15 protein-coding genes are annotated in these 17,166 nt (G+C 65.5%); 7 read left to right on the forward strand and 8 right to left on the reverse strand.

All coding sequences use genetic code 11. The features are described 5' to 3' along the window. Positions 1-12 precede the first annotated feature (12 nt). A complete protein-coding gene (locus K2O50_RS11555) occupies positions 13-1,320 on the forward strand; it encodes a serine/threonine transporter (RefSeq protein WP_050705589.1) in 1,308 nt (435 codons plus the stop codon). 84 nt (positions 1,321-1,404) lie between these two features. Here the strand turns inward: K2O50_RS11555 and K2O50_RS11560 are convergent, their stop codons facing one another. After that, positions 1,405-2,082: a DUF3313 domain-containing protein gene (locus K2O50_RS11560; protein WP_050705590.1), complete on the reverse strand. Its 678-nt coding sequence runs from the start codon at positions 2,080-2,082 to the stop codon at positions 1,405-1,407. A gap of 181 nt (positions 2,083-2,263) precedes the next feature. Between K2O50_RS11560 and K2O50_RS11565 the strand changes: the two genes are divergently transcribed. Continuing rightward, positions 2,264-2,569 carry a DNA-binding transcriptional regulator gene (locus K2O50_RS11565; protein WP_050705591.1) on the forward strand — a complete coding sequence of 102 codons (306 nt, stop codon included), beginning with the start codon at positions 2,264-2,266 and terminating at the stop codon, positions 2,567-2,569. 10 nt (positions 2,570-2,579) lie between these two features. Here K2O50_RS11565 and K2O50_RS11570 read toward each other — a convergent pair whose 3' ends face one another. The 3 genes from K2O50_RS11570 to K2O50_RS11580 all read right to left on the reverse strand — a co-directional run bounded on the left by K2O50_RS11570 (position 2,580) and on the right by K2O50_RS11580 (position 6,491). After that, the gene (locus K2O50_RS11570; RefSeq protein ID WP_050705592.1) at positions 2,580-3,875 is read right to left on the reverse strand and encodes an FAD-binding oxidoreductase; all 1,296 of its coding nucleotides are present in this window, start codon (positions 3,873-3,875) and stop codon (positions 2,580-2,582) included. Positions 3,876-3,888: 13 nt separating this feature from the next. Beyond that, on the reverse strand, positions 3,889-4,977 hold the full coding sequence (locus tag K2O50_RS11575; RefSeq protein ID WP_050705593.1) for a polyamine ABC transporter substrate-binding protein: 1,089 nt from the start codon (positions 4,975-4,977) through the stop codon (positions 3,889-3,891). Positions 4,978-5,132: 155 nt separating this feature from the next. Then, positions 5,133-6,491 (reverse strand): glutamine synthetase family protein, encoded by a 1,359-nt coding sequence (locus tag K2O50_RS11580; RefSeq protein ID WP_050705594.1) that lies wholly within the window; start codon positions 6,489-6,491, stop codon positions 5,133-5,135. Between the two features lie 164 nt (positions 6,492-6,655). Between K2O50_RS11580 and K2O50_RS11585 the strand changes: the two genes are divergently transcribed. Both K2O50_RS11585 and K2O50_RS11590 read left to right on the forward strand, forming a co-directional pair. Then, positions 6,656-7,555: a helix-turn-helix domain-containing protein gene (locus K2O50_RS11585; protein ID WP_050705595.1), complete on the forward strand. Its 900-nt coding sequence runs from the start codon at positions 6,656-6,658 to the stop codon at positions 7,553-7,555. A gap of 54 nt (positions 7,556-7,609) precedes the next feature. Beyond that, on the forward strand, positions 7,610-9,013 hold the full coding sequence (locus K2O50_RS11590) for a PLP-dependent aminotransferase family protein (RefSeq protein WP_050705596.1): 1,404 nt from the start codon (positions 7,610-7,612) through the stop codon (positions 9,011-9,013). Here K2O50_RS11590 and panB read toward each other — a convergent pair. Both panB and K2O50_RS11600 read right to left on the reverse strand, forming a co-directional pair. After that, the gene (gene panB, locus K2O50_RS11595) at positions 9,001-9,816 is read right to left on the reverse strand and encodes a 3-methyl-2-oxobutanoate hydroxymethyltransferase (protein WP_050705597.1); all 816 of its coding nucleotides are present in this window, start codon (positions 9,814-9,816) and stop codon (positions 9,001-9,003) included. The genes K2O50_RS11590 and panB overlap by 13 nt on opposite strands. A gap of 240 nt (positions 9,817-10,056) precedes the next feature. After that, positions 10,057-11,442: an aldehyde dehydrogenase family protein gene (locus K2O50_RS11600; RefSeq protein ID WP_220690016.1), complete on the reverse strand. Its 1,386-nt coding sequence runs from the start codon at positions 11,440-11,442 to the stop codon at positions 10,057-10,059. A 105-nt stretch (positions 11,443-11,547) separates the two neighbouring features. Between K2O50_RS11600 and ptrR the strand changes: the two genes are divergently transcribed. The 3 genes from ptrR (at position 11,548) to K2O50_RS11615 (ending at position 14,077) form a co-directional block, all read left to right on the forward strand. Continuing rightward, positions 11,548-12,423 carry a putrescine utilization regulator PtrR gene (gene ptrR, locus K2O50_RS11605; RefSeq protein ID WP_052896490.1) on the forward strand — a complete coding sequence of 292 codons (876 nt, stop codon included), beginning with the start codon at positions 11,548-11,550 and terminating at the stop codon, positions 12,421-12,423. An 88-nt stretch (positions 12,424-12,511) separates the two neighbouring features. Beyond that, entirely contained in the window at positions 12,512-12,955 is a 444-nt protein-coding gene (locus tag K2O50_RS11610; protein WP_050705600.1) for a hypothetical protein, read from the forward strand. A gap of 600 nt (positions 12,956-13,555) precedes the next feature. Further along, positions 13,556-14,077: an acyloxyacyl hydrolase gene (locus tag K2O50_RS11615; RefSeq protein ID WP_050705601.1), complete on the forward strand. Its 522-nt coding sequence runs from the start codon at positions 13,556-13,558 to the stop codon at positions 14,075-14,077. Positions 14,078-14,131: 54 nt separating this feature from the next. Here K2O50_RS11615 and K2O50_RS11620 read toward each other — a convergent pair whose 3' ends face one another. Further along, positions 14,132-15,022 (reverse strand): universal stress protein, encoded by an 891-nt coding sequence (locus tag K2O50_RS11620; RefSeq protein WP_050705602.1) that lies wholly within the window; start codon positions 15,020-15,022, stop codon positions 14,132-14,134. A gap of 83 nt (positions 15,023-15,105) precedes the next feature. Then, the gene (locus tag K2O50_RS11625; protein WP_050705603.1) at positions 15,106-17,106 is read right to left on the reverse strand and encodes a U32 family peptidase; all 2,001 of its coding nucleotides are present in this window, start codon (positions 17,104-17,106) and stop codon (positions 15,106-15,108) included. Between the last annotated feature and the right edge of the window lie 60 nt (positions 17,107-17,166).

Here is a 17,166-nt window from a genome sequence, read left to right on the forward strand (position 1 = left end):
AAGGCGATACCCATGACTGATGTACAAAGCACCACGAGCGTTCGTGCGGATTCGGCTGCCCTGGCTTCGACCAGCGGCTCGACCACCTGGAACCGCCACGACACCACCTGGGCCCTGGGCCTGTATGGCACGGCGATCGGCGCCGGCACCTTGTTCCTGCCGATCAACGCCGGGGTCGGCGGGTTCTGGCCGCTGCTGATCCTGGCGCTGCTGGCGTTCCCCATGACCTTCTTCGCCCACCGGGCGTTGACCCGCTTCGTGCTGTCCGGGCGCAAGGGCGGCAACGAGGACATCACCGAGGTGGTGGAAGAGCACTTCGGCGTGGGTGCCGGCAAGCTCATCACCTTGCTGTACTTCTTCGCCATCTTCCCGATCCTGCTGGTCTACAGCGTGGCCTTGACCAACACCCTGACCAGCTTCTTCGAGCACCAGCTGCACATCGGCGCGCCGCCGCGGGCGCTGCTGGCCCTGCTGTTGATCTGCGGGCTGATGATCGTGGTGCGCTGCGGCCAGCAGATCATCGTCAAGGCCATGAGCGTGCTGGTCTATCCCTTCGTTGCCTCGTTATTGTTGCTGGCCTTGAGCCTGATTCCCAACTGGAACGGCGCGTTCTTCGCCCAGGCCAACGAAGGCATCAGCGCCTCGAAGCTGCTGCTGACCCTGTGGCTGGCGATCCCGGTGATGGTGTTCTCGTTCAACCACTCGCCGATCATCTCGGCGTTCGCCGTCGACCAGAAGCACCGTTATGGCAATGATGCCGACCGCAAGAGCGGCCGCACCCTGGCCACCGCCCATGTGATGATGGTGCTGACGGTGATGTTCTTCTGCTTCAGCTGCGTGCTGGCCCTGAGCCCGGCCGACCTGGCCGCGGCCAAGGCGCAGAACATCTCGATCCTGTCGTACCTGGCCAACCACTTCCAGACCCCGGTGATTGCCTTTGTAGCGCCGCTGATCGCGCTGGTGGCGATCACCAAGTCGTTCCTCGGTCACTACATCGGTGCCAGCGAAGGCTTCCAGGGCATGATCGTCAAGAGCCTGCGCGGACGCGGCAAGACCTGGCCGGCCAAGCGCCTGGAGCGCGCCACGGCGTTGTTCATGCTGGTGACCTGCTGGGCGGTGGCGACCCTCAACCCGAGCATTCTCGGGCTGATCGAAAGCCTGGGTGGGCCAGTGATCGCCTGCCTGCTGTTCCTGATGCCGATGTATGCGGTGCAGAAGGTACCGGCGTTGCGTCAGTACTCGGGCAAGCTGTCGAACGTGTTCGTGGTTTTGATCGGCTTGATCACGCTGTCGGCGATCGCCTATAGCTTCATGGCCTGACCGATGATCGCGGGGCCAGCCCGCTCCCACACCTTGATGTGGCGGCTGGCTGGCCCCGCGATAAGCCCTACGGGCTGGACTGCCTCACTTCGACTTCTGCTGCAATGCCACGAAGCTGCGGCGCATGTCGCTGGCCCAGCCATCGAGCACCGGCTTGACGTCGTTCAGGGTCAGTTGCGTGCTGTCGTTCTCCAGCTCCTTGCCGCTGCCCTTGCGTACCACCTGCGCCAGCACGTTCTGGTTGCCGCCGTCGAGGAACGCAGCCTCCACGGCAATGTCCACGGCCTGGTCGCGACCGCCCGCGGCCGTGTTGACCGCCGCGGCCACCAGGGCGATGGGGATCACCTCGTAGGGTTTGAGGCCTTCGGTGCTGGTGGACACCGCGGTGATCGCCGGGCGCACCACGATGGTGTTCGGGCCAGGCTCCTTGACCAGGGTGAGCACGCTACCCAGTTCGCGGCGCATCGCTTCGTTGAAGTAGCGGGTGATCTCCTGCAGGGTCTGCGCCGAGATCACGTTGGTCGGTTGCGGCTTGGGATAGAACTGGCTCGGTTCGATGAACACCTTGGTGTACTGGCTGGCCTTCACATCCGGATCGATCCAGCGCATCACCGGCGCGCCGGAGACGCTCTCGGCCGGTTTCAGGCGGCTGTAGTCCTTGAGAAAGCCGGAATAGTCCTTGGGATCGACACGGTTGCTGGAGCAGGCAACCAGGGCCAGCAGAGCAGCGCACAGCAGGGTGGTGCGAGGCAGGTGCTTCATGATGACGAGGTCCATGAGGGAAGTGGCCAGAACAACGCTAGCAGGTGGTTGGCCGAAGGCCAGTGTCCGGTGTCGACGGTTGCAGTTTCCTACTGTGTTGCCGGAATTCGCTGGCTATCGATGGAGCTCTGGCACTGTGAAGATATGCCCTTTACGGGTACGTTTACTCTGGAGGTCCACTATGACCAGCAAACTCATTGAATCACTGCGTGCCGACCTATCGGCCCTCGAGCAGGCAGGTGCCGTCGGCAAGGTCACGTTGCGTGACTTCGAGGCCATCTGCCCAGCCCCGTTGCGGGCGTTCAGCGCCCAGGATATTCGCCACCTGCGCGAAGCGCTGAATTTCAGCCAACCGGTGTTCGCCCTCCACCTGCACACCAGTGCATCGACGGTGCGCAAGTGGGAGCAGGGCGAAACGCGCCCGGCCGGGCCTGCCTTGAAGCTACTGAACATCATCGCCGACAAGGGGCTGCAGGCCATCCTCTGAAGCAGGGTTGTCAGCCCAGCGCCTCGCGCAACCGGTACCACAGCATGCCCAGCGCCAGCAGCGGTGAGCGCAGTGCCTTGCCGCCGGGGAAGGTCAGGTGCGGCACCGCGCTGAACACATCGAAGCCGTGGCTGTGCTCGGTGGCGATGGCCTCGGCGAGCAGCTTCGCGGTCCAATGGGTGACGTTCAGGCCATGCCCGGAGTAACCCTGGGCATAGAATACGTTGGGGTGCTGGCCGAGCCGACCGACCTGGGGGAAACGGTTGGCGGTGATGCCGATCATGCCGCCCCACTGGTAGTCCAGGCGTACCTCGGCCAGTTGCGGGAATACCTTGAGCACCTTGGGCCGCATGTAGGCGCCGATGTCCTTGGGGTCGCGCCCGGAATAGTGGCAGGCGCCGCCGAACAGCAGGCGGCGGTCGGCGGTCAGGCGGTAGTAGTCCAGCCCCACCTTCTGGTCGCACAGCGCCATGTTCTGCGGGATCAGCGTGCGCGCCAGGGCCTCGGGCAAGGGCTCGGTTGCCACCACATAGCTGCCAGCCGGCAGCACCTTGCCGCACAGGCGTGGTTCCAGCGCGTCGAGATGGGCGTTGCAGCCCAGGATCAGGCTTTGAGCGCGGACCTTGCCCCGGGCGGTGTGCAGGGTCACCGTGCTGCCATGCTCGATGCGCAGCACCGGGCTGTGCTCGAAGATCCGCACACCCAGGCCGTGGGCGGCGCGCGCCTCACCCTGGACCAGGTCGAGCGGGTGCAGGTGGCCCGATCCCATGTCCACCAGGCCGCCGGCGTACAGGTCACTGGCGACGATCTCGCGCATGCGTTCAGGGTTGACCAGACGGGTCTCGTGGCGATAGCCCTGTTCAGCCAGGTCGCGCTGCTCGTCTTCGAAGGCGGCGAACTGGGCGGGAGTGTTGGCCAGCTCGCAGAAACCCCAGCGCAGGTCGCATTCGATGCCGTATTGCTCGATGCGATTGGCCACCAGGGCCACCGAATCGATGCCGGCCTGCTTGAGGTAGCGCACGCCGTCCTGGCCGACATGGCGGGCAAAGCCGGACACGTCGTGGCCGATGCCGCGGATCAGCTGGCCGCCGTTGCGTCCGCTGGCGCCCCAGCCGATGCGGCGAGCTTCCAGCAGGATCACCGAGAGGCCGCGCTCGGCCAGTTCCAGGGCGGCATTGACCCCGGTCAGGCCGCCGCCGACCACGCAGACATCAGCCTGCAGGTCCTGGTCGAGCACCGGATAGGTGGCCGCCTGGCGCGCCGAGGCGGCATAGTAGGAGGCGGTGTGTTCGTTCATCTGTGGCATGGGTGGGCTCGGCTCAGCGGTTGGACTTGATCTTGCTCCAGGAGCGGGTCATCTGCCGCAGGATCCCGGGGCTCTGCATGGTCGAGACATACAGGTTGTCCAGCACTTCCTGGGGCGGGTAGATTTCGGGGTTGTTCACCAGCGCCGGATCCATGTCGGCCTTGGCGTCCGGGTTGGCGTTGGCGTAGCCGACCGTGGCGCTGACCTTGGCGATTACCTTGGGGTCGAGCAGGTAGTTGATGAAGGCCAGGGCCTGCTCGGGGTTCTTGGCATCCTTGGGGATGGCCAGCAGGTCGAACCACAGGTTGCTGCCTTCCTTGGGAATGCTGTAGGCGACCTTGACGCCATTACCGGCCTCTTCGGCGCGGTGGGCGGCTTGCAGCACGTCGCCGGAATAGCCGAAGGCGACGCAGACATCGCCGTTGGCCAGGTCCGAGACGTACTTGGAGGAGTGGAAGTAAGTGATGTAGGGGCGCAGCTCCAGCAGGCGGGCCTCGGCCTTGCGGTAGTCGTCGGCCTTCTCGCTGCGCGGGTTCATGCCCAGGTAGTTGAGCATGGCCGGGAACAGCTCGTCCGGCGAGTCCATGAACGCCACGCCACACTGCTTGAGCTTCTTCAGGTTCTCGGCTTCGAACAGCACCGCCCAGGAATCGATCTTGTCGATGCCCAGCACCGCCTTGACCTTGTCGACGTTGTAGCCGATACCGTTGGTGCCCCAAAGGTACGGCACGGCGTACTGGTTGCCCGGGTCGTTTTGCTCGAGCTGCTTGAGCAGCTGTGGGTCCAGGTGTCGCCAGTTCGGCAGCTTGCTGCGGTCCAGCGGCAGGAACGCGCCGGCCTGGGCCTGGCGCGCGAGGAAATGGTTGGAGGGCACGACCACATCGTAGCCGGTGCGCCCGGCCAGCAGCTTGCCCTCCAGGGTTTCGTTGGAGTCGAACACGTCATAGACCACCTTGATCCCGCTGCTGGCCTGGAAATCGGCCAGGGTGGTGTCACCGATGTAGTCGGTCCAGTTGTACACGCTGACCGTCGGCTGGGCCTGGACGGCGGCGCCGAACAGCAGGGCGAAGGTTGCGGGGATCATGGCTTTGCGATGACTCATGGTCGACACCTCGTTGGTCTTGTTCTTCGAATTCGGTGGTGTAGGGGCTGCTGCGCAGCCCATTCGCGGCACAAGGCCGCTCCTACTGAACGCGCGCAGCCCCTGTAGGAGCGGCCTTGTGCCGCGAAAGGGGCGCAAAGCGCCCCCGAGGGGGCTTAAACGCTCAGCAGCAGGAACTCCCGCTCCCACGAGCTGATCACCCGCTTGAAGTTCTCATGCTCGGCACGCTTGACCGCGACATAGCCCTGGACGAACTGCTGGCCCAGGTACTGCTGGACCTTTTCGCTATCTTCCATGTGCTGCAGTGCGTCCTCGATGGTGATCGGCAGGCGCAGGTTGCGTCGCTCGTAGGCGCGGCCCTGCACCGGGGCACTGGGCTCCAGTTTTTCGACCATGCCGATGTAGCCGCACAACAGGCTCGCGGCGATGGCCAGGTAGGGGTTGGCGTCGGCGCCCGGCAAGCGGTTCTCCACGCGCATCGCCTCGGGGCTGGAGGTCGGCACGCGCAGCCCGGCGGTGCGGTTCTCCTCGCCCCACTCGACGTTCACCGGCGCCGAGGTGTCGGGCAGGAAGCGGCGGAACGAGTTGACGTTCGGGGCGAACATCGGCAGCAGCTTGGGGATGTACTTCTGCAGGCCACCGATATGGTGCAGGAACAGCTCGCTCATGCTGCCGTCGTCATTGGCGAAGATCGGCTTGCCGGTGGCGATGTCGACCACGCTCTGGTGCAGGTGCATGGCGCTGCCCGGCTCGTCGGTGATCGGCTTGGCCATGAAGGTGGCGGTAACGTTGTGCTTGAGCGCCGCCTCGCGCAGGGTGCGCTTGAACACGGTGATCTGGTCGGCCAGGTCCAGGGCGTCGCCGTGACGGAAGTTGATTTCCATCTGCGCCGGGCCGTCTTCGTGGATCAGCGTGTCCAGGTCCAGGCCCTGGATTTCGCACCAGTCGTAGACGTCCTCGAACAGCGGGTCGAATTCGTTGGCGGCGTCGATGGAGAACGACTGGCGGCCACTTTCGGCGCGCCCCGAGCGGCCCAGCGGCACCTGCAGCGGCAGGTCCGGGTCTTCGCAGCGCTGGGTCAGGTAGAACTCCATCTCCGGCGCGACGATCGGCTGCCAGCCCTTGTCGGCATACAGCTTGAGCACCTTCTTCAGCACGTTGCGCGGCGACAGCTCGATAGGGTTGCCCTGCTTGTCGAAGGTGTCGTGGATGACGATCGCGGTCGGTTCGATGGCCCAGGGGATCTGGTACACCGCCGTGGGGTCGGGGCGGCAGACCATGTCGATGTCGGCGGCGTCGAGCAGGCTGTAGTAGATGTCGTCATCGACGTAGTCGCCGGTGACGGTCTGCAGCAGCACGCTCTCGGGCAGGCGCATGCCGCGCTCGTGGAGGAACTTGGCGGTCGGGGCGATCTTGCCGCGGGCGATGCCGGTCAGGTCGCTGATCACGCATTCGACTTCGGTGATCCGGTGTTCTTTCAGCCAGGTGGACAGCTGATCGAAGGGGGCGTTCATACAAACCTCTTGGTTGGGTAGTTGTGGTGGGACGCAAGGCGTTCATCGCCGCAGGGCACTTCCCACAGGTGACGCTGAGGACTATCTTGGTCGCTGCCCCCCGGGGCGATCTATCCACTTTCTTCGGCAATCAATGCACCAAAAGAGTGCAACTAGGACAGCGCGTGACAACGCCAACCGCCTTGCAGGTCCAGGACATCCGCACCACCGACGTGACCGAACAGACCCGCGCCACCCCGGGCTGGCAGCAGCAATACCGGCAGATGTCCCCCGGGCATTTCAACGGCCAGCTGCGCTGGCTGGGGCTCGATGGCGTCGAGGTGTACGAGGAGCGCCTGAACACCCGGGTCGAGCAGTTCTTCCGCGCTCCCAGCGGCGCCCTGGCGTTCTGCTTCGACCGCAGCGAGAACAGCCTCTACCTGCTCAACGAAGACAGCCGCAACATCTGGATCACCCCGGAGAACTACCAGGAAGTGGCGGTGGTGTTCGAGCAGCCGTTCCTGGCCAGCCACGGCCTCGACCTGGAGCGCCTGCGCGGTCTGTTCATGGTGCCGCTGACCTGCCAGCAGAATGCGCTGTTCGGCAACTGGCTGAGCGCCACCTTGACCCGCCTGGGCCAGGCCGACTGCCCGCTGGAGGGCAGGGCGCTGGCCGAGCAATTGCTGGAAGACTGCCTGTTCATCCTCGACAACGCCGGTCAGCGCCTGCAGGGCGAGGCGCTGGGCCGGCGCGACGAGGAGCGGGCGATCATGCGCCGGGTCAGCGAATGGGCCGCCGATTGCCCCGACGAAACCCTCAACCTGGTGGAGCTGGCCAAGGTCGCCGGGGTTTCCGTGCGTCAGTTGCAGCAAGCCTTCAAAGGCTTCACCAACCTGCCGCCGGCGCACTGGTTGCGCCTGCGGCGGCTGAATGGCGCGCGGCGCGACCTGCTGGCAGGCGACGCGACCGTGGCCGAGGTGGCCATGCGCTGGTCGTTCTGGCATTTGGGACGGTTTTCCGAAAGCTATCGCCAGCTGTTCCGCGAGCTGCCGAGCGAGACGCTCAGGCGAGGCCGGGGAAACTAGGACAGTGCGGCAAAACTTGCTAGGGTGCCCGCCGAACTCCCTGGGAGCATCGGCATGGATACCGAGCGGGCACCGCGTTTCACCTACCAGAAAGTCCACCGCTATCTGAGCGACTGGCTCGATGCCCGCACGCCGGAGCTGGAGCATCGGTTGCCCTCGCTGCGCGATGTCGCCCTGCATTTGCAGGTTTCGCTGTCGACCAGTAAACAGGCGTTCGCCTTGCTCGAGGCCCAGGGCCGCATCCAGGCCCGGCCCAAGGTCGGCTACTTCAGCGTGGCCCTGGCCTCGGTCGGGCAATTGCCCCCTTCGTTGAACCTGATCGACCGCCTGTACGCCAGTGCCCGGCAGCCGGGCATGCTGGCCCTGAGCAGCGACTCGCCGACCATGCTCGCTTCACTCGAAGGGCCGCTGCTGACGGTCGAGCGCGAGCTGCTGCGCCAATTGCCCCGAGCCGACGCGCCGCCGTTCTCACCCTGTGGCGAGTCCTCGCTGCGTGAGGCCCTGGCCCGTTGCTACAGCCGTAGCGTCGATGATCACTGGCAGGCCGACCAGGTGTTCATCGGCGCCGACTGGCGAAGCGTGTTCGAACTGGCCGTGCGCACGCTTCTGCCTCCGGGCGCCCGGGTGCTGGTCGAGTCGCCTTGCTCCTGGCTGGTCCTGCGCCTGCTGCAAGCGGCGGGGCTGAACATTGTCGAGGCGCCACTCGGCGCGGATGGCCGCTTCGATCTGGAGGCGATGGCGCGGCTGCTGGCAGAGAAGCCCGTGCAGGCGGCGGTGCTGTCATCGACCGTGAACATTCCCCAGGGTGGCGTGATGCCGGTCGAGGACAAGCAGCGGTTGTGCGCGCTACTGGCCGAACATCAGGCGTGGCTGTTCGAGAACGACAGTTATGGCGCGTTGTGCGACGACCCGGCGCGCTCGCGCTATCGCGACCATGCCGATCCCCAGCGCCTGCTGGTGCTGGCCGGTTTCGACAAGTGCATCGGCGCCGAGGCGCCGTTCGGTTACCTGCTGTGCCGTGGCGCGGCCGCTAGCCTGGCGGCGGCCTTCCTGGCCCAGGGCTTTCGCCTGCCCAGCTACCGTCAGCAGGCCGTTGCCCGCCTGCTGGTTTCCGGGCGCCTGGCGCGACACCAGGTGCAACTGATCCGGCACCTGGCGCATAGCCGAGAGCGCATGGCGCAGCTGCTGCAGCGCCACGCCGCCGATTGTCTGCGCCTGCGCATGCCGGTGGCGGGCGCCACGTTCTGGCTGCAGGCATTGCGTCCGGTGGACATGCAAGCCGTCTGCGAGCAGTTGCTGGAGCAGGGCATCGTCATCGTGCCGGGCACGGTGTTCAGCCAGGCCGGACACTGGCGCGACCACCTGCGTCTGAGTTTCACCGTCGATTGGCAGCAGGATATCGAGGGTGCGCTGGTATCGCTGGCCCAGGCGATCCGCCGGGCGCCTCAGCAGCCGTAGCAATGCTCGCGTTCGGGGAACTCGCCCTGGCGCACTTCGTTGGCGTAGCGGGCGCAGGCGACCCGGATTACCGCCGCCACATCGGCATACTGCTTGACGAACCTTGGCTTGCGCGGTCCACCCAGCCCCAGCAGGTCCTCGGTCACCAGGATCTGGCCATCGCAGGCGGGGGAGGCACCGATGCCGATGCACGGTTGCCGGCTTTCCTCGCTGATACGCCGGGCCAGAGGCTCGGCCACGCCTTCGAGCAGCAGGCTGAAGGCACCGGCGGCCAGGTTGGCGCGGGCGTCCTCGTGGATGGTTGCGGCGCTTTGCTCGGTAAGGCCCTGGGCCTTGTAACCGCCCAGCACATTGACGAACTGCGGCATCAGGCCAACGTGGGCCATCACCGGGATGCCCCGATCAACCAGAAAGGCCACGGTGGCGGCCAACGTCCGGTTGCTCTCGAGCTTCACGGCGTCGCAGCCGGTGGCGGACAGGACCTGGGCGCAGTTGCGCAAGGCCTGCTCGGGGGATTCCTGGTAGCTGCCGAACGGCATGTCGGCAATCACGCAGGCATGCTGGGTGCAGTCGACCACGGCGCGGGTGTGGCTGATGGTTTCTTCCAGGCGCATGGCCAGGGTCGAGCGCCGGCCGTAGGCGACCATGGCGGTCGAATCGCCTACCAGGATGAAATCCACCAGAGGGTCTATCAGGCGCGCGATCGGGGCGCTGTAGGCGGTGAGGGCGACGATCTTCTGCCGGCCCTTCATGGCGGCAAGATCAGGAACGGTCAGGCGGTGGCTGGTGGTTTGGGAGCTCATCGGTACCTCCGGAGTGCTGGGGAGGTGCTCGATTATTCGTTCGCGTGGCGCGGATTCAAGATACAGGATTGCACCAATTTGCAGCTCAGTCCCTGTGTAGGAGCGGCCTTGTGCCGCGAACGGGCCGCAGAGCGGCCCCGGCGATCTGTCTTGTGGCGCAGACCCTGGGGCCGCTACGCGCCCCGTTCGCGGCACAAGGCCGCTCCTACACAGGGATCGCGCAGGGTTTGAGGCAGAGGATCAGTTGCGATCCAGCCACACCGTCTGTGCGTTGGTGAACTCGCGCACGCCGAAGTGCGACAGTTCACGGCCGAACCCGCTCTTCTTCACGCCGCCGAACGCCACGCGGGGGTCGGAGGCGCAGTAGCCGTTGATGAACACGCCGCCAGTGTCCAAGGCCGCGGTCATGCGCTCGGCCAAGGCATAGTCGGCGGTGTAGATCGTCGCAGCCAGGCCGAACTCGCTGTCGTTGGCCAGCTCCACGGCGTGCTCTGCATCGCGGGCGCTGATGATCGCCGCCACCGGGCCGAACAGCTCCTGCTTGAAGGCGGTCATGCCCGGGGTGACGTTGGCGAACACCGTCGGCGCGTAGAAGTTGCCCACGCCTTCGATCTTGTTGCCGCCCAGCAGCAGGGTGGCGCCTTCGGCCAGGGTCGCCTGGACCTGGCCGTCGAGTTCGTCGCGCAGGTCGTAGCGGGCCATCGGGCCGATGTAGGTGGCGTCGTCCAGCGGGTTGCCGAGGGTCAGCGCACGGGTGGCCGCGACGAACTTCTCGGTGAACGCCTCGACGATGCTTTGCTCGACGATCAGGCGCTTGGCGGCGGCGCAGACCTGCCCGGTGTTCTGGTAGCGGCCAATCACGGCGGCCTTGACCGCGGCATCGAGGTCGGCGTCGGCCAGCACGATGAACGGATCGGAACCGCCCAGTTCGAGCACGCACTTCTTCAGCGCGGCACCGGCCTGCGCGCCGATGGCCATGCCGGCGCGCACGCTGCCGGTAAGGGTGATGGCGGCGATGCGCGGGTCGTTGATGGCGCGGGTGACGCCTTCGGGGGTGACGTTGAGCACCTCGAACACGCCTTCAGGCAGGTCGGCGCGCTTGAACAGGTCGGCCAGCAGGTAGGCACTGCCCATCACGTTGGGCGCGTGCTTGAGCACATAGGTGTTGCCCGCCAGCAGTGCCGGCACGGCGCCGCGCAGCACCTGCCAGATTGGGAAGTTCCACGGCATCACGGCGAGGATCGGGCCCAGCGGGCGGTATTCGATACGGGCCTTTTCGACCTGGGTCGGCTCCGGCGCCAGCATGGCCGGGCCGTGTTCAGCGTACCACTGGCACAGGCCGACACACTTGCTGACCTCGCCGCGGGCCTGGCTGATCGGCTTGCCGATCTCGCGGGCGATCATCTGGGCAAAGGCTTCGGCGTTGGCCTGCAGGGCCTGCCCGAGCGCGACCAGGTACTCGCTGCGCTGACCCAGCGACACGTTGCGCCACTGGTTGTAGCCCGCCTTGGCGCGTTGCAGCGCCGCGTCCAGTGCGGCGTCGGTGTCGAAGGCGTAGTGGCCGATCCGTTCGCCGCTGTAGGGGTCGACGGAGATGGCGTGGGTCAGGCTGCTGATCTCGCTCATGGCAGGACTCTCATTATTTTGATCGGGTGGTCCCAGACTAGGGGTAGCGTGCTTTAATGAAAACTGAATAATAATGAGTGAAACATTCACGTTTGGAGAATGACCGTGGACCTGGTGCAACTCGAGATGTTCAAGGCCGTGGCCGAGCACGGCAGCATCAGCGCCGCCGCCCAGCAGATCCATCGGGTGCCGTCGAACCTGACCACCCGCATCAAGCAGTTGGAGGAGGATCTGGGCGTCGAGCTGTTCATCCGCGAGAAGAGCCGCCTGCGCCTGTCGCCGGCCGGCTGGAATTTCCTCGAGTACACCCGGCGCATTCTCGATCTGGTGCACGAGGCGCGGCTGACCGTGGCGGGTGAGGATCCCCAGGGCACCTTCGCCCTGGGCTCGCTGGAAAGCACGGCGGCGGTACGCATCCCGGCCTTGCTGGCGGCGTACAACCAGCGCTATCCCAAGGTCGACCTGGACCTCTCCACCGGCCCGTCGGGGACCATGCTCGAAGGCGTGCTGTCCGGGCGCCTGGTGGCGGCCTTCGTCGATGGCCCGGTGCTGCACCCGACGCTCGAGGGCATGCCGGTGTTCGAAGAGGAGATGATGGTCATCGCGCCGCTCAACCACCCGCCGGTCACCCGCGCGCGCGATGTGAACGGTTCGAGCATCTACGCGTTTCGCGCCAACTGCTCGTACCGCCACCATTTCGAGAGCTGGTTCGTCCATGACCAGGCGGTTCCGGGCAAGATTCACGAGATGGAGTCGTACCACGGCATGCTGGCCTGCGTCAGTGCCGGGGCGGGCCTGGCGATGATGCCGCGCAGCATGCTCGACAACATGCCGGGGTGCAGTACGGTCAGTGCCTGGCCGATGGCCGAGGACTTCCGCTACCTGAAGACCTGGCTGGTGTGGCGGCGGGGCACGGTGTCGCGCAGCCTGAGCATGTTCATCAAGCTGCTGGAGGAGCGTCGTGAGCTGCCCACGTCCTGACGGACTAACGGTGCGCCGGAATGCGAACCCCTGCCTCGGAAAATCCTCCAAATGGTGTAGACCATCCCCCAAGTGGGAGGAATGCACCATGCGTACCCATCATTACGGCCTGTGCGCGGCGCTGTTGCTGGCCTTGGCCATGCCCTGGACATTGGCGGCGGCCGCCGACCTGAACGCGCCCATCGATCCGCAGGGCGTGCAGCTGCAACCCCAGGAGCAGAACGGCATCCGCTACCTGCAAGGCGGTATTGGCCAGGACGAGGCCAATGCCCTGCGCCGCACGCCCGGCTATGACCTGCATATCACCCTGTCGACCGGCGCGGACGGCAAGTTCCAGAGCGGCGCCGCGCTGGATATCCAGTCGGCCCAGGGCCAATCGGTGCTGGCGCTGCAGGACGTCGGGCCGCTGATCTTCGTGCAGTTGCCTGCGGGGCACTACCGGGTGATCGGCAATGCCGATGGCCGGACCGTGCAGCAGCAGGTGACGGTGGACGGCAAGGCGCCGGCGCGGGTTGATCTGAACTGGCGCTGAGGGCCAGCCTTTCAAGGTGTTTTGGGGCGCTAGACGATAGACCGAGTGAGGGCTACCACGTGTCCGCCGTTAGGCTTGCAGCGCTTATCAGATCGAGCGCCGCCCGCGCGGCGCATTGCGACGCAAGGCCGCTCCTACATTTGTTGCAACGTGCCGAACCTGTCAGGCCATGGTTGCCCGCCTTGGTGCAAGTCTTGAGACAGGTGAGGCGCTAGTGGTGCCCACGCTGAAACCGCGTCGTACCAACAAGGCTTACCCGGTGATGGCACAGGATTGACTGGCCCGAAACAGATGTAGGAGCGGCCTTGCGTCGCGATGCGCCGCGCGGGCGGCGCTCGATCTGATAGGCGCAGGAGCCTTCGCGGCGAATAAGCAAAATACGACTGAACCCTTGAATGCAACGCAGTGTCCTTAGCCAATAGTGGCAAATCACTTTCCTCTATCGGATTATTCGGACAATAATCGAGGAAGTATTACCACTTGTAACCCGGTTGGATGTGCCGGGTCGCCGGTGCACAACGAGGGGCGCAGCCCCCACTTGCCGCAGGCACGCGCAAGATCGCGGGCCTGCCCGTGAAGACCATCAGGAGAAGTCATTTGATGAAGACCCGTCTCGCCACTACGTTGGCAGCCGCCGTGCTGGCATTCGCCGGCGCCAACCTGGCCCAGGCCGCCCAGGTATCCGGTGCCGTCGGCGCCACTGGCCAGGGCGACATGACCTACCGCATCGGGATGTCGTTCGACTGGGACAAGAAATGGCTGGAAAGCAGCACTGGCCATCTGACCGGTTACTGGGACGCGGCCTACACCTACTGGGAAGGTGGCGAGGCCAGCGGCGCCCATTCGCTGTCGTTCAGCCCGGTGTTCGTCTATGAGTTCAGTGGCTTCACCTACACCCCGTTCATCGAAGCCGGCATCGGCCTGGCGGCATTCTCCAAGACCGACGTGGGCGACCAGCGCCTGGGCTCGTCGGTGAACTTCGAGGACCGGATCGGTTTTGGCCTGAAACTGCCTGCAGAGCAGAAGATCGGTATTCGCGCGATGCACTATTCCAACGCCGGGCTGAAACAGCCTAACGATGGGATCGAGTCGTACTCGCTGTTCTACAGCAAAGGGTTCTGAACCGAACAAGCCCGCTCCTGCTGCGTGGGAGCGGGCTTGCCCCGCGATGCTGCCTCAACGCACCGCCTTGATCGCCAGCACATTGCACAGCGGGTGTTCCAGCACATGCGCCGTGGTGCCGCCGAGAAACGCCTGCAAGGCATCGTGCCGGTGGTTTCCCATGACGATCACATCCACCCGGTGGGCCGCAATGTACTGGGTAATTGCCTTGACCGCCGGCCCTTCGAGGAAGTGGCGGCGTTCCAGATTGATCTGGTAGTGGTCGCCCAGGCGGTTGAAGGCCGTCCGTTGTGCCGTGCGTACGCTGGTATCGAAACCGGGCATGGTCACGGTGCCGGCGCCGAAGTCGGCGATATGGGTCCTGGCCGCATCACACACGTGTAACAGGTGCAGCTCGGCGTTGCACTGCAGGGCCAGGGCGTGGGCGCTGCGGATCACCTGGTCGTCCAGGTGCTCGCCGCTGCCATGGCTGTTGAGGTCGACCGCCGCGGCGATCTGCCGGGGCAGGGGCAGGCGGATGTCGCTGACCAGGTGCACCGCCACCGGGCTGTCCTTGAGCAGTTGCCAGTCCAGTGGGGTGACCAGCAGGCGCTTGAGGATGGGTTCGTGCTGCACGTCCTTGACCAGGAGGTCGCAACCCAGGCGCTCGACTTGTTCCAGCACGCTGCCCAGCGGGTCGCGGGTCAGCAGCAGTTCGGTGGAGACATCCAGGCCGGCATTGCGCAGCTGCTCGGCCTCGTCGGCCAGCCACTGGCGGTTGTCCTCGAGCAGGCGTTCGCGCTCGCGGCCGTCGCTCATCAGGCCGAAGGTGTCGACATCGTCGACGAAGACATTGAGGTCCAGCAGGGCACCGCTGGATTCGGCCAGCGCCGCGGCGCGCTGCAGGGCAGGCGTGTGGCGCATCTGCGGGCCGAGCATGACCAACAATCGCTTGAACTGGCTCATCTCACACCTCCACGTGTGGCAGCCCCCTGTTCAGTCTAGACCCGCCGCCGGCGAAATCCCGTGGAGCGACGGCGGGTCGTCTTTCAGTGCGGCGCGCGCGGGATGGTCTTGAGCAGGTCTTCCGGGCTGATGTGCCCGACCACCTGGGCCACCGCGCTGCCCGGGGTCGGCAGGTCGATGATGTGGCTCTTCATCTTGCCGATCACGTGCATCTCGCAAGGCTTGCAGTCGAACTTCAGGGTCAGCACCTCGTCACCCTGAATCAGCTGCATCGGCGCCACCTTGGTGCGCACGCCAGTCACGCCCTTGGCCTGCTTGGGGCACAGGTTGAAGGAGAAACGCAGGCAGTGCTTGGTGATCATCACCGGCACTTCGCCGTGCTCTTCATGGGCCTCGTAGGCGGCGTCGATCAGCTGCACGCCATGGCGGTGGTAGAAGTCGCGGGCCTTCTGGTTGTAGACGTTGGCCAGGAACGACAGGTGCGACTCGGGGTAAACCGGTGGTGGCGTGGTCTCGGCCTTGCGTCCGCCCCGTGGGTGCGCCTGGACCCGTGCTGCGGTCAGTGCCTCGATGGCTTCGCGGCGCAGGGCCTTGAGCTGCGAGTTGGGGATGAAGTAAGCCTGCGGTGCATCGAGGTCGATGGCCGTGGCGTGGTACATCGTGGTCCCCAGCTGGCCAAGCAGGTCGTGCAGTTGGTCCAGGGCCTGCTGTGGCTTGTTGGCGGCACCGAATGGCCCGTCGAGGGCCACCTGCACACTGACACCCTCTTCACTGCTGAGGGTGAGCATCAGGCGCTGTTCGCGCAGTACCGCGTGCCACTCGACACCGACCCGACGCTCGGCGGAGGTGCGCTGCAGCGCCTGCTGCCAGTTGTGGTCGAGGTTGCGCGACAGTGGGTGGTTGGGGCGCAGCTTATACAGGCCCTCGGGCATCTCGTTGGGTTCGACGCGGTAGCGGTAGCGCTTCTGGCCGTCTTCCTCGGATTCGCTCTTGAGTTCGGCGATGTTGGCGCGGAAACCCACGACCTCGCGCTTGACCAGCACGTTGAGGCCGTCGCCGTTGGTCAGTGGGACATCGGTGGCCACCAGCAGGTCGCGTTTGCCGACTTTCTCCACCACGCCCACCGGCAGGCCGGTGAAGGTCGGCGAGTCGAAGGCACCGATGTCGATCTTGCGATCACTGACGAAGTAGTCGGTGCTGCCACGGTGGAAGGTCTTGTCCGGGTCCGGCACGAAGAAGTGCTCGGTACGCCCGCTCGAGGCGCGGGCCAGTTCAGGACGGTCCTCGAGGATGGCATCGAGTTCCTTGCGGTAGTGGGCGGTGATGTTCTTCACATAGCCCACGTCCTTGTAGCGACCCTCGATCTTGAACGAGCGCACGCCGGCATCGACCAGGTCGCGCAGGTTGGCGGTCTGGTTGTTGTCCTTCATCGACAGCAGGTGCTTCTCGAAGGCCACCACGCGGCCCTGGTCGTCCTTGAGGGTGTACGGCAGGCGGCAGGCCTGGGAGCAGTCACCACGGTTGGCGCTGCGCCCGGTCTGGGCGTGGGAGATGTTGCACTGGCCTGAGAAGGCCACGCACAGCGCGCCGTGGATGAAGAATTCGATGGCCGCGTCGGTCTCGGCGGCAATGCTGCGTATCTGCTGCAGGTTCAGCTCGCGGGCCAGCACCAGCTGGGAGAACCCGGCCTGGTCGAGGAACTTGGCCCGCTCCAGGGTGCGGATGTCGGTCTGGGTGCTGGCGTGCAGCTCGATCGGCGGGATATCCAGCTCCATCACCCCCAGGTCCTGCACGATCAGCGCGTCGACACCGGCGTCGTACAGCTGGTGGATCAGCTTGCGGGCAGGTTCGAGCTCGTTGTCGTGGAGGATGGTGTTGATGGTGGTGAACACGCGGGCATGGTAGCGCCGGGCGAACTCCACCAGTTCGGCGATATCGCTGACCTCGTTGCAGGCATTGTGGCGCGCGCCGAAGCTCGGGCCGCCGATGTAGATGGCGTCGGCGCCGTGCAGGATCGCCTCGCGGGCGATGCTCACGTCACGGGCAGGGCTGAGCAGTTCCAGGTGGTGCTTTGGAAGGGACATGTCGTTATAGGTTCGGGCTGTCACGGTAAGGCGGGCATTGTAGCGATGAAACGGGGCGGG

This window comes from Pseudomonas sp. 2hn (assembly GCF_019646095.1).
In the GTDB taxonomy this organism is placed as follows: Bacteria; Pseudomonadota; Gammaproteobacteria; order Pseudomonadales; family Pseudomonadaceae; genus Aquipseudomonas; species Aquipseudomonas peradeniyensis.

Coding starts and splice junctions, on each gene's coding strand:
- K2O50_RS11580 (WP_050705594.1), bottom strand. CDS start 6,491: ATGAACGCCCCCTTCGATCAGCTGTCCACCTGGCTGAAAGAACACCGG.
- K2O50_RS11575 (WP_050705593.1), bottom strand. CDS start 4,977: ATGAGTCATCGCAAAGCCATGATCCCCGCAACCTTCGCCCTGCTGTTC.
- K2O50_RS11610 (WP_050705600.1), top strand. CDS start 12,512: ATGCGTACCCATCATTACGGCCTGTGCGCGGCGCTGTTGCTGGCCTTG.
- K2O50_RS11620 (WP_050705602.1), bottom strand. CDS start 15,022: ATGAGCCAGTTCAAGCGATTGTTGGTCATGCTCGGCCCGCAGATGCGC.
- K2O50_RS11570 (WP_050705592.1), bottom strand. CDS start 3,875: ATGCCACAGATGAACGAACACACCGCCTCCTACTATGCCGCCTCGGCG.
- K2O50_RS11560 (WP_050705590.1), bottom strand. CDS start 2,082: ATGAAGCACCTGCCTCGCACCACCCTGCTGTGCGCTGCTCTGCTGGCC.
- K2O50_RS11555 (WP_050705589.1), top strand. CDS start 13: ATGACTGATGTACAAAGCACCACGAGCGTTCGTGCGGATTCGGCTGCC.
- K2O50_RS11590 (WP_050705596.1), top strand. CDS start 7,610: ATGGATACCGAGCGGGCACCGCGTTTCACCTACCAGAAAGTCCACCGC.
- K2O50_RS11600 (WP_220690016.1), bottom strand. CDS start 11,442: ATGAGCGAGATCAGCAGCCTGACCCACGCCATCTCCGTCGACCCCTAC.
- K2O50_RS11625 (WP_050705603.1), bottom strand. CDS start 17,106: ATGTCCCTTCCAAAGCACCACCTGGAACTGCTCAGCCCTGCCCGTGAC.
- K2O50_RS11615 (WP_050705601.1), top strand. CDS start 13,556: ATGAAGACCCGTCTCGCCACTACGTTGGCAGCCGCCGTGCTGGCATTC.
- K2O50_RS11565 (WP_050705591.1), top strand. CDS start 2,264: ATGACCAGCAAACTCATTGAATCACTGCGTGCCGACCTATCGGCCCTC.
- panB (WP_050705597.1), bottom strand. CDS start 9,816: ATGAGCTCCCAAACCACCAGCCACCGCCTGACCGTTCCTGATCTTGCC.